Below are 16,650 nucleotides of genomic sequence, written 5' to 3' on the forward strand. Positions count from 1 at the left end.
AAAGTGCCCTTTCAATAAAATCCTGACCAACCAAACCCACAGCAAATTGGCGTAAAACTCGACTAAGGCAACAACGCTGAACCAGCAGAGCCAACGAAATTGCCTTTTCATTAGGCAGCGCAAAACAATAGTAAATTGCCGATACGCTTTTGGCTGATAAGCCAAGGAGCCAAATCACTCAAAGCGACTTTGAGAAAAAGACACTCAACACGAACCTGCTCAAAACTAAAATGAGGCAACCGCTCGACATTTACAGCATCAATTTAATTGAAACAGCGACCGCCTTAACCAATTGCCGACAAACAAGATCGAATGGCTGAAGGAACAGAGAAAAGGCCACAACCGATTGATTTTATGAGATTAAGCATAACGCCCGGTTAAGGGGCAGCCAACGCCACAACCAAGCTTCCGCATAACACCGTAACCACAAAAAACAACGCATAATAAAAATGCCACGCGTTGGCTGTCCCTCTTGAACCGTTTGTTATGTTTAAGCTTCAATGACTTACGTTTTACCAAAACCAAGATTAACTCAGCTTTGATTCACAAACAAAAGCCAAGACCTAAAAAACGGAAACGACTCATAGATTTGAAAAACAGACTTTGTATTTCGGCAATTCAAGCCCCAAAACCTGTGTTCAAAATACTGATTGCGCCAGCCGCCCTAACCTCGCGCTTACTCGAAAATTGAATGAGGCAATTCTCTGAATTTCCAGCGCCAAAGAATAAGTGTCCAGAAAACAGCGCCCGCTGAAGTCAACTTGCCGACAAACACAAAACCAATCATCCGAGGGAACAAAGAAAAGATACAACCAACTGATTTTGCGTGATTAAACATAACGCCCGCTTAAGCGGTGAGCAACGCAATACTATGTTACCGCACACCACCTAAATCACTAAATTTACCGCAAACCACAAATGCCACGCGTTGCGAATCCGTCTTAAAGCGTTTGTTAGCCGCTCATTCCCAAAGGTTATTGTCTACTTAACAAGAACTTACGCAAATCTCTCTCGGCGCGCATAACAAACAGTATAAATACCTTATCACCGTCTTGTTTATAGAAAACACGACATGGATTTGCTACAACTTCACGATAACTCAAATGCTCTAATTCTGGCGGAATACGACCTGACTCTGGGAAAACTTCTAGACGTTCGACTTTCGAGAAGATCGCTTGAACCAGTTGCTTTGCAGCCACGACATTTTCAAGCGCGATGTACTCAGCGATATCATTTAGGTCAGATAGCGCTGGTTCAGTCCAAATTACTTCAGCCATTTTGACATTTTGTCCTTGGCTTCATTGTGACCAACAACCTTTCCGTCAGCTACTGCGCGTTCACCTCGTGCAATACCTTCGAGAATGGCCAAACGATTTTGCATAAACTCGTAATCATCAACATCAACTAGTACCGTTTCCATTTAATTCTGATCGATTGAGCTACCAATCCAATGGTAGCTCTTTTACATCAATAGCCACCTTGATACTTCGGCTGACACCAGCTTCTTTCGTTATCAATCCACGCTCTTCAAGCTTCAATAACATCTGATGAACACTTGGTGGTGATACCTCAAAGTAATCTTGTAGATCTGCATGAGCTGGCGCTCGTCCATTCACTTTGGTGTAGTAGTAAATATAGGCCAGATACTGCCCTTGTTTTTTGGTGTATTTTCCAGACATTTTCCCATCTTAGATCGACATTTTTACCGGAGTATGATCAATTATTGGTTTTAAGAATGAAGCCTATCATGCCATGAATATTTCCTACCGTGTTGAACTGACTTGTGAAGAAATTGCTGAACTTAACGAACTCACCAGTAAAGGTAAGCACAACGCCAGAAAGCTAAAACGTGCCCAAATCCTTTTACTGGCAAATCACAGGCAACATACAGACGCTGAAATATGTCAGCTCTTAAACACCAGTACTTCAACGGTCTATAGAACCAAACGCGGTTTTGTTGAAGAAGGCCTGCAATCTGCCCTGGAAGAAGGAAAACGTCGTGGGCAGCCGAAGGCATTAAGCTCAAGCGAGGAAGCCACGCTTATCACTATCGCCTGTACCAAGCCACCTGAAGGGGTCGCTCGCTGGACGCTTTCTTTAATTGCAGACAGGCTGATTGCTTTGACGGACTTAGAAAGTATTTCTCTGGAAACAATCCGCTCACGACTTAAGGAAAATCAACTCAAACCATGGCAGAAGAAAATGTGGTGCATTGGTCAACTCAATGCGGACTTCATTGCACAGATGGAAGAAGTTTTGGAGTTGTATGCTCAACCTGCCAACCCCAAAGAGCCGGTCATTAACTTCGATGAGGCCATGAAGCAGATGATTTCCCATACAAGAGAGCCTATTTCAGCTAAACCTGGACAACCAGAACGCATCGATTATGAATATCGCAGGGAAGCGGTAGCGAATATCTTCCTGATGTATGACCGACATAATGGTTGGCGACATGCGAAAGCAACAAAAACCAAAAAGTTCGAAGACTTTGCTTGGTGCATGAAAGAGTTAGTTGATGAACATTACCCGGATGCAGAGCAAATTCATGTTGTATTAGACAATTTTACCACTCACAAGGCTGGCGCACTTTATCACACGTTCCCTGCGGGAGAGGCTCGTCGAATATTAAGGAAAATCACTTTCCACTATACCCCTCCTCATGCCAGTTGGCTCAACATGGTGGAGATTGAGATCGGCGTTATGAATCAGCAATGCCTTAATCGACGTATCGGGAGTTGGGAGGAATTACATCGGGAACTTAAAGCTTGGGAGACTATGCGCAATACAGAGAAAGCATCCATTGAATGGTTGTTTGATGTAGACAAAGCCCGGAACAAACTTCACCGGGCTTATGATGAACTAACCATTCAAAACTAAATGGAAAGGGTACTAGATACGCAGATGGCTTACCATGCTCCGTAATTAACACTGGTTCTTTGGTGTCGTGGAGATCGGCTAGGATCTTGGTTGCTTGCCGTTTGAGTGATGTAACTAGTTCTACTTTCATGAGAGCTGCTCCTATGGATTACTAAAGTGATACTATTCTATCACTTTGAGCATAGCAAGCTCCATGACGGCTAACGCCGCGTTAAGGGGCGCAGGCACGCAATACATAAGCGACTGCATAACAACTTAATCACTGAGCCCAACGCAAATTGAAAATGCCACGCGTGCCAAGTCCCGCTTTAACGCTTTGTTATATGCGTTGTTTAAACTACATAAAAACTGCTTCAACCTTGTTTCCATCAGCATCGCGGACAAATGCCGCATAGTAAGTCTCACCGTACTCTGGACATAAGCCAGGCTTACCTGCACACGAGCCACCAAGCTCCAATGCAGTAGCATAAAACAGGTCAACAGCTTCTTTACTTGGTGCATTGAAAGCAATGTGAGTTCCGTTACCAGAAGAAGCTCCATCTTCACATGGACAACCCACCCAAAACTCAAAATTCTCACCGTAGGCAGCCGCTACATTTTCGATGTAATGCGAACGCCTTACGGATAATGCGGATAGAACTGAATCGTAAAAAGCGACAGCAGATGTCACATTTGAAACACCAACTGAGACATGATTTAGAATCATTTTAAGCTCCCTTTTACTCACAGATTTTGAAAGCATATAACGCCCGCCTAAGGGGCTGACAACGCACTACCACAAAACTCAAACACAACAACCGAAACCACCGCGGCTCATTGGGACTGGAAACGCCACGCGTTGACAGTCCCTCTTGAGGCGTTTGTTAGCTTCGTAGCCTATTGTTTCACAATGGCTTTCTAACACATTTGCTTGAAAGGCATTTTACGCAAAAGCATCTCACAAACACACGTCCAACAACATTGAAGCATCGAGGTTTGATGATTTTCAGCGACTTTGAAACCACTGAACTTTCAACACGTTCGACCAAATCAACATCAAGAAAAAACGCAAAAGCCAACTTATGCAATTTGAATGCTAAAAGCTGATTTTTCAGAACGAGTGAGTTTGGATTTTGATGATTCCAGCCTTTAAGAAGCTAACGCCCTGCTAAGGGGTGAGCAATGCACTGCAAAAGCTACCGCACGCCGCTTTAATCACAAAACCCACCGCATGCTGAAAATGCCACGCATTGCGAATCCCGCTTAAGCAGTTTGTTAGCTTAAATTTCAGCACCTTAGATTTGCCAAAACTGAGATTAACCCGATTTGGAAAACCAACAAACCACTTAAGCTTTGAAACCCGAAATAACGCAAACTTTGTGGCCGTTCATTTACATTAAAAATCAGTAAATTTTGACAACCCGTTTTCGCAAAACTCAAAGCGAACGCAAAACTTCCAAAGCGACTTTGCGCCAAATCAGCTAACCTCGCACAATCCCAGCACTCAATTGAGGCAACGGCTCAAAACTCGCATTGTTAAACAATGCTGATTTGCCGAAAAACCTGAACGAATGGCCAAGGGAAGAAAGAAAAGACCACAACCAATTGATTTTATTTGTTTTAAGCTAACGCCCGGTTAAGGGGCAGCCAACGCCATTACCAAGCTTCCGCATAACACCGTAACCACAAAAACCAACGCATAGTGAAAATGCCACGCGTTGGCTGTCCCTCTTGAACCGTTTGTTATGCTTAAACTTCAAACACTTAGGTTTAAGTAACCATTAGAATAACTCAGACTTTCAAACCAACCCAAGCACCAAAACTCGTTAACCTGATCGAAACCATGATTTGAACAAAAACTGAGTTAAATTCACTTCGCTCAAGATAACAAAGTGCCCTTTCAATGAAAATCTGACCAACCAAGCTCACAGCAAATTGGCGTAAAACTCGAATGAGGCAACAACGCTGAACCACAAGCGCCAGCCAAATTGCCTTTTCATTAGGCAGCGCAAAACAATAGCAAATTGCCGATGCGCTTTTGGCCGATAAGCCAAGGAACCAAATCACTCAAAGCGACTTTGAGAAAAAGAAACTCAACACGAACCGGCTCGAAACTAAAATGAGGCAAGCACTCGGAATTCACAGCATCAATTTACATGAAACCGCGACAGCATTATTCAATTGCCGACAAACACGAACGAATGGCCGAAGGAACAAAGAAAAGGCCACAACCGATTGATTTTGTGAGATTAAGCATAACGCCCTGCTAAGGGGTGAGCAATGCAATACGAAAGTTACCGCACACCGCCTTAACCACAAAACCCAACGCATGCTGAAAATGCCACGCATTGCGAATCCCGCTTAAGCAGTTTGTTAGCTTAAATTTCAGCACCTTAAACTTACCAAGCCTGAGATTAACCTGATTTGGGTTCCTAACAAACAGCCAGAGTTTTAATACCCGAAATGACTCAAACGTTGTGGCATTTCATGCGATTTAAAAACCCGAAAATTTTGATAAATCACTTTCGGGAAACTCAAAGCGAAAGCAAAACTTCCAAAGCGACTTTGCGCCAAGCTGGCTAACCTCGCGCAGCCCCAAAATTTAATTGAGGCAACTGCTCAAAAATCACGTTGGCAAACAATGCCGATTTGCCGAGAAATCTGAACGAACAGCCAAGGGAAGAAAAAACAGGCTACAACCAATTGATTTTCATTGTTTTAAGCTAACGCCCTGCTAAGGGGTGAGCAATGCACTGCTAAAGCTACCGCACACCGCCTTAATCACAAAACCCACCGCATGCTGAAAATGCCACGCATTGCGAATCCCGCTTAAGCAGTTTGTTAGCTTAAATTTCAGCACCTTAGATTTACTAAGCCCGAGATTAACCTGATTTGGGAAACTGGCAAACTGCCTGAGTTTTGAAACCCGAATTGGTTCAAACTTTGTAACTGTTCATTTGCTTTGAAAAACAATAAATTTTGATAACACACGTTCAGAAAACTCAAAGCGAAAGCAAAACTTCCAAAGCGACTTTGCGCCAAGCTGGCTAACCTCGCGCAGCCCCAAAATTTAATTGAGGCAACTGCTCAAAAATCACGTTGGCAAACAATGCCGATTTGCCGAGAAACCGGAACGAGCCGCCAAGGGAAGAAAAAATAGGCTGCAATCAATTGATTTTCATTGTTTTAAGCTAACGCTGCGTTAAGGGGTGAATGCCGCCTAAACCAACTTTCCGCAGAGCATTTTCACTACCAAAACTCACCGCATACCAAAAATGCCACGCGGCATGAATCCCTCTTAAACGCCTTGTTATATGCTTGTATTGCGCCTATAATTTATGCGCACACACAATACGTATAGGTTGCTATCATGAGAAACGCATATAGTACGCAAGCACCAAAGAAAGCTACAAACTTAAGCTTAAACAGTGAGTTACTCGCTGAGGCTAAACGCTTAAATATAAACCTTTCGGCAACAATGGAAAAGGCACTTGAGAAAGAAGTGAGTCAACGCCTGAAAGCTGAATGGTTAGAGCAAAATGCTGATGCCATTAATGCTTGCAACGAGCTAACTGAAAACCACGGACTATTTTCTGATTCTTACCGAGTATTCTAATGCCACAATTTTCGCTATACAAAAACAACGATAAAAGCACTTCAACCGCATACCCATACTTTGTTGACGTTCAAAGTGAATTGCTTGATACATTGAACACTCGGCTAGTTATTCCGCTAACGCCTACTACGTTGTTAGAGAAAAAAGCGCCCAGTCATTTATGCCCCGTAATCCATATTGATGAAGGTGACTTCGTAATTCTGACTCATCAAATGGCAAGTGTACCAACCAAAATTCTAAAAGTGCCTGTAAATGATCTAAGCACTTTTAGAGACGAGATCATCTCTGCTATCGACTTTCTGATTACTGGCATATAACGCCCTGCTAAGGGGTGAGCAATGCATTGCAAAAGCTACCGCACACCAACTTAATCACAAAACTCACCGCATTCTGAAAATGCCACGCATTGCGAATCCCTCTTAAGCAGTTTGTTAGCTTAAATTTCAGCACCTTAGATTTACCAAAGCTAAGATTAACCCGATTTGGGAAACCAACAAACCGCTTGAGTTTTAAAACCCGAAATAACGCAAACTTTGTGGCCGTTCATTTGCTTTGAAAACCAGCAAATCTTGATAAATCATTTTCTGAGAACTCAAAGCGAAAGCAAAACTTCCAAAGCAACTTTGCGCCAAACTTACTAACCTCACACAATCCCAAAGCTAAATTGAGGCAACAGATCAAAACTCGCGCTGGCAAAAAATGCTGATTTGCCGAAAAACCGAAACGAGCTGCCAAGGGAAGAAAAAACAGGCTGCAACCAATTGATTTATTTGTTTTAAGCTAACGCCCTGCTAAGGGGTGAGCAATGCACTACAAAAGCTACCGCACAACGCTTTAATCACAAAACTCACCGCATGCTAAAAATGCCACGCATTGCGAATCCCGCTTAAGCAGTTTGTTAGCTTAAATTTCAGCACCTTAGATTTGCCAAAACTGAGATTAACCCGATTTGGAAAACCAACAAACCACCTGAGATTTAAAACCCGAATTGACTCAAACTTTGTGGCCTTTCGTGCGATTTGAAAACTCGAAAATTTTGATAAATCATTTTCGAAATACTCAAAACGAAAGCAAAACTACCACAGCGACTTTGCGCCAAACTGGCTAACCTCGCGCGATCCCAAAACTCAATTGAGGCAACGGCTCAAAACTCGCGTTGGCAAACAATGCTGATTTGCCGAGAAACCTGAACGAATGGCCAAAGGAAAAAAGAAAAGACCACAACCAATTGATTTTCAATGTTTTAAGCTAACGCCGCGTTAAGGGGCGTAGGCACGCAATACAAAAGTGACCGCATGACAACTTAACCACTAAACCCAACGCAAAATGAAAATGCCACGCGTGCCAAGTCCCTCTTTAACGCTTTGTTAGCTGTTTTCAGCTTCAAAATGAGCAAACACTTCAGCACCAGTCATATTCTGAGTTTCGTTTTTGAAATCATAGTATTCGGGCTTCTCATCAACAAATATTTGATGAGTAAACTGAAAATTGTCATCACCTTGAAGCAAGCCAACTGGCAGGTGATACTGATTTGCAGGCTTAAGGTAATAAAACAAATGTGTTCCACACTTATTGCAAAACCCTCTGTCTGCCCACTCTGAGGATGAGTATCTTGTGACACTTTCTTCACCTGCTATTTGTACTGAATCAGCACAATCGATGGCTAGCATTGGACCACCGCCCCAATTGCGACATATGCTACAGTGACATGCCGCCACCTCATTACTAGCATATTCAACTTCTAGTGCGACTGAGCCACATAAACATTTAGCATGACCTTTCATAAATCCTCCAATAATTTATAGGTAGACACTTTTTAACAGCTAACGCCCTGCTAAGGGGTGAGCAATGCACTACGAAAGCTACCGCACACCGCCTTAATTACAAAACCCACCGCATGCTGAAAATGCCACGCATTGCGAATCCCTCTTAAGCAGTTTGTTAGCTTAAATTTCAGCACCTTAGATTTACCAAGCCTGAGATTAACCTGATTTGGGTTCCTAACAAACAGCCAGAGTTTTAATACCCGAAATGACTCAAACTTTGTGGCTTTTCATGCGATTTGAAAACCTGAAAATTTTGATAGATCATTTTCGGCAAATTCAAAGCAAATGCAAAACTTCCAAAGCGACTTTGCGCCAAACTGGCTAACCTCGCGCAATCCCAAAACTCAATTGAGGCAACGGCTCAAAACTCGCGTTGGCAAACAATGCTGATTTGCCGAAAAACCGGAACGAGCTGCCAAGGGTGGAAAAACAGGCTGCAATCAATTGATTTTTATCGTTTTAAGCTAACGCCCTGCTAAGGGGTGAGCAATGCGCTACGAAGCTACCGCACACCGCCTTAATCACGAAACTCACTGCATGCTAAAAATGCCACGCATTGCGAATCCCACTTAAGCAGTTTGTTAGCTTAAATTTCAGCACCTTAGATTGACCAAACCCGAGACTAACCCAATTTGGAAAAGCAACAAACCACCTGAGTTTTAAAACCCGAAATGGCTCAAACTTTGTGGCCGTTCATTTGCTTTAAAAACCAGTAAGTTTTGAAAACACGTTTTCGCAAAACTCAAAGCGAAAGCTAAACCTGCCAAAGCAACTTTGCACCAAATTGGCTAACCTCGTGCAATCCCAAAATTCAATTGAGGCAACAACCCAAAACTCGCTTTGACAACCAATGCTAATTTGCCGAAAAACCTGAACGAATGGCCAAAGGAAGAAAGAAAAGACCACAACCAATTGATTTTAATTGTTTTAAGCTAACGCCCTGCTAAGGGGTGAGCAATGCGCTACGAATGCTACCGCACACCGCCTTAATCACAAAACCCACCGCATACTGAAAATGCCACGCATTGCGAATCCCTCTTAAGCAGTTTGTTAGCTTAAATTTCAACGTCTTAGATTTACCAAACCTGAGATTAACCTGATTTAGGAAACTGGCAAACCACTTAAGTTTGAAAACCCGAAATTTTTGATAAATCATTTTCGGAAAACTCAGAGCGAACGCAAAACTTCCAAAGCGACTTTGCGCCAAACTGGCTAACCTCGTGTAGCCCCAAAACCCAATTGAGACAACAACTCAAAATTCACGTTGGCAAACAATGCTGATTTGCCGAAATAACCTGAACGAACTGCCAAGGGAAGAAAAACAGGCTGCAAACAATTGATTTTCATTATTTTAAGCTAACGCCCTGCTAAGGGGTGAGCAATGCACTACGAAAGCTACCGCACACCGCCTTAATCACAAAACCCACCGCATGCTGAAAATGCCACACATTGCGAATCCCGCTTAAGCAGTTTGTTAGCTTAAATTTCAGCACCTTAGATTTACAAAAACTGAGATTAACCCGATTTGGGAAACCAACAAACTACTTGAGTTTTAAACCCGAATTGACTCAAACTTTGTGGCCTTTCATGCGATTTGAAAACCCGAAAATTTTGATAAATCACTTTCGGAAAATTCAAAGCTAAAACAAAACCTCCAAAGCGACTTTGCACCAAACTGGCGAACCTCGCACAATCCCAAAATTCAATTGAGGCAACTGCTCAAAACTTGCGTTGACAAACAATGTGGATTTGCCGAAAAGCCTGAACCAAATGCTAAAAGAAGATAAAAAGACCACAACCAATTGATTTTCAATGTTTTAAGCTAACGCCCTGCTAAGGGGTGAGCAATGCGCTACGAATGCTACCGCACACCGCCTTAATCACAAAACCCACCGCATGCTGAAAATGCCACGCATTGCGAATCCCGCTTAAGCAGTTTGTTAGCTTAAATTTCAGCACCTTAGATTTACCAAACCCGAGACTAACCCAGTTTGGAAAAAACGACAAACCACCTGAGTTTTAAAACCCGGAATGACTCAAACTTTGTGGCCGTTCATGCGATTAGAAAACCCGAAAATTTTGAGAACTCATTTTCGGAGAACTCAAAGCGAAAGAAAAACTTCCAAAGCGACTTCGCGCCAAACTGGCTAACCTCGTGTAGCCACAAAACCCAATTGAGGCAACAACTCAAAAGTCACGTTGGCAAACAATGCTGACTTGCCGAAATAACCTGAACGAACTGCCAAGGGAAGAAAAAACGGCTGCAAACAATTGATTTTTAATGTTTTAAGCTAACGCCCTGCTAAGGGGTGAGCAATGCACTACGAAAGCTACCGCACACCGCCTTAATTACAAAACCCACCGCATGCTGAAAATGCCACGCATTGCGAATCCCTCTTAAGCAGTTTGTTAGCTTAAATTTCAGCACCTTAGATTTACCAAAGCTAAGATTAACCCGATTTGGGAAACCAACAAACCGCTTGAGTTTTAAAACCCGAAATGACGCAAACTTTGTGGCCTTTCATGTGATTTGAAAATCCGAAAATTTTTGATAAATCATTTTCGGCAAACTCAAAGCGAAAGCAAAACTTCCAAAACAACTTTGCGGCAAACTGGCTAACCTCACGCGATCCCAAAACTCAATTGAGGCAACTGCTCAAAACTTGCGCTAGCAAACAATGCTGATTTGCCGAGAAGCCTGAACGAATGGCCAAGGGAAGAAAGAAAAAACCACAACCAATTGATTTTATGTGTTTTAAGCTAACGCCCTGCTAAGGGGTGAGCAATGCACTGCTAAAGCTACCGCAAACCGCCTTAATCACAAAACTCACCGCATGCTGAAAATGCCACGCATTGCGAATCCCTCTTAAGCAGTTTGTTAGCTTAAATTTCAACGCCTTAGATTTACCAAGCCTGAGATTTACTCGATTTAGGAAACCGGCAAACCACTTAAGTTTTAAAACCCAAATTGGCTCAAACTATGTGGAATTTCATGTAATTTGAAAACCCGAAAATTTTAATAAATCATTTTCGGAAAACTCAGTGCGAACACAAAACTTCCAAAGCGACTTTGCGCCAAACTGGCTAACCTCGCGCAACCCCAAAACTCAATTGAGGCAAGCGCTCAAAACTCGCATTGGCAAACAACGCTGATTTGCCGATAAACCGAAACGAATTGCCTAAGGAAGAAAGAAAAGACCACAACCAATTGATTTTAATTGTTTTAAGCTAACGCCCTGCTAAGGGGTGAGCAATGCACTACGAAAGTACCGCACACCGCTTTAGTCACAAAACCCAACGCATGCTGAAAATGCCACGCATTGCGAATCCCTCTTAAGCAGTTTGTTAGCTTAAATTTCAGCATCTTAGATTGATCAAACCTGAGATTAACTTGATTTAGAAAACTGGCAAACCACTTGAGCTTTAAAACCCGGAATGACTCAAACTTTGTAACCGTTCACTTGCTTTGAAACCAGTAATTTTTGAGAACTCATTTTCGGAAGACTCCTCAAAACGAAAGCAAAACTGCCAAAGCGACTTTGCGCCAAACTTGCTGACCTCACACAATCCCAGTACTCAATTGAGGCAATAGCTCAAAAACTCGCATTGTTAAACAATGCTGATTTGCCGGAAAACCTAAACGAATTGCCAAAGGAAGAAAGAATAGACCGCAACCAATTGATTTTATTTGTTTTAAGCTAACGCCCTGCTAAGGGGTGAGCAATGCACTGCAAAAGCTACCGCATGCTGCCTTAATCACGAAACTCTCCGCATGCTAAAAATGCCACGCATTGCGAATCCCGCTTAAGCAGTTTGTTAGCTTAAATTTCAGCACCTTAGATTTACCAAAATTGAGATTAACCCGATTTGGGAAACCGGCAAACCGCTTGAGTTTTAAAACCCGAATTGACTCAAACTTTGTGCCCGTTCATTTGCTTTGAAAACCTGCAAATTTTGATAACACACTTTCGGGAAACTCAAAGCGAATGCCAAACTTCCAAAGCGACTTGGCACCAAATTGACTAACCTCGCGCAATCCCAAAATTCAATTGAGGCACGACTCAAAACTCGCGTTGACAAACAATGCTAATTTGCCGAGAAACCTGAACGAATGGCCAGAGGAAGAAAAAACAGGCTGCAAACAATTGATTTTTATTGTTTTAAGCTAACGCCCTGCTAAGGGGTGAGCAATGCACTACAAAAGCTACCGCACACCACCTTAATCACAAAACCCACCGCATGCTGAAAATGCCACGCATTGCGAATCCCTCTTAAGCAGTTTGTTAGCTTAAATTTCAGCACCTTAGATTTACCAAAGCTAAGATTAACCCGATTTGGGAAACCAACAAACCACTTAAGCTTTGAAACCCGAATTGGCTCAAACTTTGTGGCCTTTCATGCGATTTGAAAACCCGAAAATTTTGACAAATCACTTTCGGAAAACTCAAAGCGAAAACAAAACCTCCAAAGCGACTTTGCACCAAACTGGCGAACCTCGCGCAGTCCCAAAACTCAATTGAGGCAACTGTTCGAAACTCACGTTGACAAACAATGTGGATTTGCCGAGGAACCAGAGCGAATGGCCGAAGGAAGAAAAAAAAGCCACAAACAACTGATTTTTAATGTTTTAAGCTAACGCCCTGCTAAGGGGTGAGCAATGCACTACAAAAGCTACCGCACACCGACTTAATCACGAAACCCACCGCATGCTGAAAATGCCACGCATTGCGAATCCCGCTTAAGCAGTTTGTTAGCTTAAATTTCAGCACCTTAAGATTTATAAAAGCTTGAGATTAACCCGATTTGAAAACCCTAAAACTTTGAGAAATCACTTTCGGAAAACTCAAAGCGAAAGTAAAACTTCCAAAGCGACTTTGCGCCAAATTGACTAACCTCGCTAAATCCCAAAACTCAATTGAGGCAACGGCTCAAAACTTGAATTGGCAAACAATGCTGATTTGCCGAGAAACCAGAACGAATGGCCGAAGGAAGAAAGAAAAAACCACAACCAATTGATTTTATTTGTTTTAAGCTAACGCCCTGTTAAGTAGTGAGGCATGCACTACAAAGGCTTCTGCAACACTACGTAATCACTAAAACCAACGCAAACCAAAAATGCCACGCATGCCGAATCTACTTGAACAGTTTGTTAGCTGCGCTACCCACTTCTAGATTGTGTAATCAAAAACCACGATGTCTTCGAGCAACGGGCGAAACACTTGCTTAAGTGCGTCGTGCTCTGGATGTGGCAAATAGTTTTGACGGCCCGCTTCGTCGGCAAGCGTCATTAAAACCGAATGCGTGAAACCTTGATTTTTGCCTTCGGGGCTATCGTTTTCTCCCCACTCAACAGCAAGGACACCATCGACTTTTTCCGGCATCGCCGCAAACAAGCACTTTAACTTGTCAATTTCTAATGAGTCTGCGGATTGTTTAAATTTGATAAGCAATAAGTGTCGAATCATTTTGTCCTCGATAGCAGCTAACGCCCTGCTAAGGGGTGAGCAATGCACTGCCAGAGCTACCGCACACCGCCTGAATCACGAAACCCACCGCATGCCAAAAATGCCACGCATTGCGAATCCCGCTTAAGCAGTTTGTTAGCTTAAATTTCAGCACCTTAGGTTTACCAAAATTGAGATTAACCCGATTTGGGAAACCGACAAACCGCTTGAGTTTTAAAACCCGAAATGACTCAAACTTTGTGGCCGTTCATTTGCTTTGAAACCAGTAAATTTTGAGAACTCATTTTCGGAGAACTCAAAGCGAAAGCAAAACTTCCAAAGCGACTTTGCGCCAAACTGGCTAACTTCGTGTAGCCACGAAACTCAATTGAGGCAACTGCTCAAAGCTTGCGTTGGCAAACAATGCCGATTTGCCGAAAAACCTGAACGAATTACCAAGGGAAGAAAGAAAAAAACACAAACAACTGATTTTTAATGTTTTAAGCTAACGCCCTGCTAAGGGGTGAGCAATGCACTACAAAAGCTACCGCACACCGCCTTAACCACAAAACCCGCCGCATGCTAAAAATGCCACGCATTGCGAATCCCGCTTAAGCAGTTTGTTAGCTTAAATTTCAACGCCTTAGATTTACTAAGCCCGAGATTAACCTGATTTGGAAAACCGACAAACTACCTGAGCTTTAAAACCCGCATTGACTCAAACTTTGTGACCGTTCATTTGCTTTGAAACCAGTAAATTTTGAGAATTCATTTTCGGAGAACTCAAAGCGAACACAAAACTTCCAAAGCGACTTTGCGCCAAACTGGCTAACCTCGTGTAGCCCCAAAACCCAATTGAGACAACAACTCAAAATTCACGTTGGCAAACAATGCTGATTTGCCGAAATAACCTGAACGAACTGCCAAGGGAAGAAAAACAGGCTGCAAACAATTGATTTTCATTGTTTTAAGCTAACGCCCTGTTAAGTAGTGAGGCATGCACTACAAAAGCTTCCGCAACACTACGTCATCACTAAAACCAACGCAAACCAAAAATGCCACGCATGCCGAATCTGCTTGAACAGTTTGTTATGCCCGTTCCTTTTGTTTGCTACGATTTTGAATCCTGTTTGCTTTGGAAAAAGCTCAAATTTTTGGGTATATAAAACTGACAAGCCTGCCTATCTGCTGTAGTTGGCTGTTCCCAAGCTCCGCATAAATCCTTGTCATTCTCTTTTGTTCGAGTGAATTGCTTACATTTACCACAACGTTCCATTGAAGCCAGTTCCAAGTTATTTCAATTTAAACTCGACAATAGCGTTGTTAGAAACCTTGCAATTTGATTAAGCCCAAATTTAACGAAAATTGTTAATTATTGAGTAAATTACGACAAGGGCATAACGCCCGGTTAAGGGGCAACCAACGCCACTACCAAGCTTCCGCATAACGCTGTAACCATAAAAACCAACGCATAGTAAAAATGCCACGCGTTGGTTGTCCCTCTTGAACCGTTTGTTATGTTTTATTACAACCATCTGATTTTGCTGAAAATATTCTTAGGATCATCAACTGATTTAAGACATTATTGCCTTACTTCTAAAAAGTGTTTTTTTGCAAGATAAGCAAATATGTTTATAACGAAGATCTGCATGAGTTGTTAATGGTTGAAAAATCACTTTGTCTGAACCACAACTAAAGCATTTAGCACTTTCTGGATCTGCCGTTTTACATTCAGGATGTTTTATCAAATAGTTCTCAAGTGTCGGCAATTTGTGCCAATCATCATCTTGTGGCTTCGAATATAATACGAAATAGTAGAATGTTGCAGCAGCGCCTAAAACTAAAACCAACCAAATGAAATCCATCTCTTTTCCTCAAGTTATCCCGAAAACATAACGCCCTGCTAAGGGGTGAGCAATGCACTACCAAAGCTACCGCACGCCGCCTTAATCACAAAACTCACCGCATGCTAAAAATGCCACGCATTGCGAATCCCGCTTAAGCAGTTTGTTAGCTTAAATTTCAGCACCTTAAGATTTATCAAAGCTGAGATTACCCGATTTGGGAAACCAACAAACCACTTGAGCTTTAAAACCCGGAATGACTCAAGCTTTGTAACCGTTCACTTGCTTTGAAACCAGTAAATTTTGAGAACTCATTTTCGGAAAACTCCTAAAAGCGAAAGCAAAACTGCCAAAGCGACTTTGCGCCAAACATACTAACCTCGCGCATTCCCAAAACTCAATTGAGGCAACTGCTCAAGACTTGCGTTGGCAAACAATGCTGATTTGCCGAGAAACCGGAACGGGCTGCCAAGGGAAGAAAAGACAGGCTGCAATCAATTGATTTTAATTGTTTTAAGCTAACGCCCTGCTAAGGGGTGAGCAATGCACTGCAAGAGCTACCGCACACCACCTGAATCACAAAACCCGCCGCATGCTGAAAATGCCACGCATTGCGAATCCCTCTTAAGCAGTTTGTTAGCTTAAATTTCAGTACCTTAGATTTACCAAACCTGAGATTAAACCGATTTGGAAAACCAACAAACCGCTTGAGTTTGAAAACCCAATTTGGCTCAAACTTTGTGGCCTTTCATGCGATTTGAAAACCCGAAAATTTTGATAGATCACTTTCGGGAAACTCAAAGCGAAAGCAAAACTTCCAAAACAACTTTGCGGCAAACTGGCTAACCTCGTGCAGTCCCAAAACTCAATTGAGGCAACTGATCGAAACTCACGTTGACAAACAATGCTGATTTGCCGACAAACCAGAACGAATGGCCAAAGGAAGAAAGAAAAGACCACAACCAATTGATTTTATTTATTTTAAGCTAACGCCCTGCTAAGGGGTGAGCAATGCACTGCAAGAGCCACTGCACACCGCCTTAATCACAAAACTCACCGCATGC

The 16,650-nt window shown here is 42.5% G+C and carries 9 protein-coding genes and 2 pseudogenes; 3 read left to right on the top strand and 8 right to left on the bottom strand.

What is annotated here, in order from left to right:
- Positions 1–974: 974 nt before the first annotated feature.
- The 3 genes and pseudogenes from EA26_RS14265 to EA26_RS14275 all read right to left on the bottom strand — a co-directional run bounded on the left by EA26_RS14265 (position 975) and on the right by EA26_RS14275 (position 1,679).
- A complete protein-coding gene (locus EA26_RS14265; RefSeq protein WP_000852547.1) occupies positions 975–1,277 on the bottom strand; it encodes a type II toxin-antitoxin system RelE/ParE family toxin in 303 nt (100 codons plus the stop codon).
- Positions 1,265–1,408: pseudogene (locus EA26_RS14270) on the bottom strand (type II toxin-antitoxin system Phd/YefM family antitoxin); the annotation flags it as partial. The gene EA26_RS14265 and the pseudogene EA26_RS14270, both read right to left, overlap by 13 nt.
- A gap of 31 nt (positions 1,409–1,439) precedes the next feature.
- Positions 1,440–1,679 carry a LexA family protein gene (locus EA26_RS14275; RefSeq protein WP_020432846.1) on the bottom strand — a complete coding sequence of 80 codons (240 nt, stop codon included), beginning with the start codon at positions 1,677–1,679 and terminating at the stop codon, positions 1,440–1,442.
- Positions 1,680–1,752: 73 nt separating this feature from the next.
- Between EA26_RS14275 and EA26_RS14280 the strand changes: the two genes are divergently transcribed.
- Positions 1,753–2,877 carry an IS630 family transposase gene (locus tag EA26_RS14280; RefSeq protein ID WP_039423633.1) on the top strand — a complete coding sequence of 375 codons (1,125 nt, stop codon included), beginning with the start codon at positions 1,753–1,755 and terminating at the stop codon, positions 2,875–2,877.
- 10 nt (positions 2,878–2,887) lie between these two features.
- Here the strand turns inward: EA26_RS14280 and EA26_RS20820 are convergent.
- Both EA26_RS20820 and EA26_RS14285 read right to left on the bottom strand, forming a co-directional pair.
- Positions 2,888–3,007 (bottom strand): annotated as a pseudogene (locus EA26_RS20820) (type II toxin-antitoxin system Phd/YefM family antitoxin); the annotation flags it as partial.
- Between the two features lie 207 nt (positions 3,008–3,214).
- The gene (locus EA26_RS14285) at positions 3,215–3,583 is read right to left on the bottom strand and encodes a VOC family protein (RefSeq protein WP_039428616.1); all 369 of its coding nucleotides are present in this window, start codon (positions 3,581–3,583) and stop codon (positions 3,215–3,217) included.
- Positions 3,584–6,226: 2,643 nt separating this feature from the next.
- Between EA26_RS14285 and EA26_RS14295 the strand changes: the two genes are divergently transcribed.
- Together EA26_RS14295 and EA26_RS14300 are read left to right on the top strand one after the other, a co-directional pair.
- On the top strand, positions 6,227–6,472 hold the full coding sequence (locus EA26_RS14295) for a type II toxin-antitoxin system CcdA family antitoxin (protein ID WP_017420672.1): 246 nt from the start codon (positions 6,227–6,229) through the stop codon (positions 6,470–6,472).
- Positions 6,472–6,789 (top strand): CcdB family protein, encoded by a 318-nt coding sequence (locus EA26_RS14300; RefSeq protein WP_039428625.1) that lies wholly within the window; start codon positions 6,472–6,474, stop codon positions 6,787–6,789. Before EA26_RS14295 ends, EA26_RS14300 begins: the two co-directional genes overlap by 1 nt.
- A 1,050-nt stretch (positions 6,790–7,839) precedes the next feature.
- On the opposite strand, the gene EA26_RS14305 is transcribed toward EA26_RS14300, so the two are convergent.
- The 3 genes from EA26_RS14305 to EA26_RS20920 form a co-directional block, all read right to left on the bottom strand.
- Entirely contained in the window at positions 7,840–8,256 is a 417-nt protein-coding gene (locus EA26_RS14305; RefSeq protein WP_039428628.1) for a GFA family protein, read from the bottom strand.
- A gap of 5,210 nt (positions 8,257–13,466) precedes the next feature.
- Positions 13,467–13,763: a Dabb family protein gene (locus EA26_RS14320; RefSeq protein WP_039428630.1), complete on the bottom strand. Its 297-nt coding sequence runs from the start codon at positions 13,761–13,763 to the stop codon at positions 13,467–13,469.
- A 1,553-nt stretch (positions 13,764–15,316) separates the two neighbouring features.
- Positions 15,317–15,607, bottom strand: coding sequence for a hypothetical protein (locus tag EA26_RS20920; protein ID WP_081947109.1), 291 nt, complete (start codon positions 15,605–15,607; stop codon positions 15,317–15,319).
- Between the last annotated feature and the right edge of the window lie 1,043 nt (positions 15,608–16,650).

The sequence above is a fragment of the Vibrio navarrensis genome (genome assembly GCF_000764325.1).
GTDB lineage: Bacteria > Pseudomonadota > Gammaproteobacteria > Enterobacterales > Vibrionaceae > Vibrio > Vibrio navarrensis.

Coding starts and splice junctions, on each gene's coding strand:
- EA26_RS14320 (WP_039428630.1), bottom strand. CDS start 13,763: ATGATTCGACACTTATTGCTTATCAAATTTAAACAATCCGCAGACTCA.
- EA26_RS14265 (WP_000852547.1), bottom strand. CDS start 1,277: ATGGCTGAAGTAATTTGGACTGAACCAGCGCTATCTGACCTAAATGAT.
- EA26_RS14295 (WP_017420672.1), top strand. CDS start 6,227: ATGAGAAACGCATATAGTACGCAAGCACCAAAGAAAGCTACAAACTTA.
- EA26_RS14300 (WP_039428625.1), top strand. CDS start 6,472: ATGCCACAATTTTCGCTATACAAAAACAACGATAAAAGCACTTCAACC.
- EA26_RS14280 (WP_039423633.1), top strand. CDS start 1,753: ATGAATATTTCCTACCGTGTTGAACTGACTTGTGAAGAAATTGCTGAA.
- EA26_RS14275 (WP_020432846.1), bottom strand. CDS start 1,679: ATGTCTGGAAAATACACCAAAAAACAAGGGCAGTATCTGGCCTATATT.
- EA26_RS14285 (WP_039428616.1), bottom strand. CDS start 3,583: ATGATTCTAAATCATGTCTCAGTTGGTGTTTCAAATGTGACATCTGCT.
- EA26_RS20920 (WP_081947109.1), bottom strand. CDS start 15,607: ATGGATTTCATTTGGTTGGTTTTAGTTTTAGGCGCTGCTGCAACATTC.
- EA26_RS14305 (WP_039428628.1), bottom strand. CDS start 8,256: ATGAAAGGTCATGCTAAATGTTTATGTGGCTCAGTCGCACTAGAAGTT.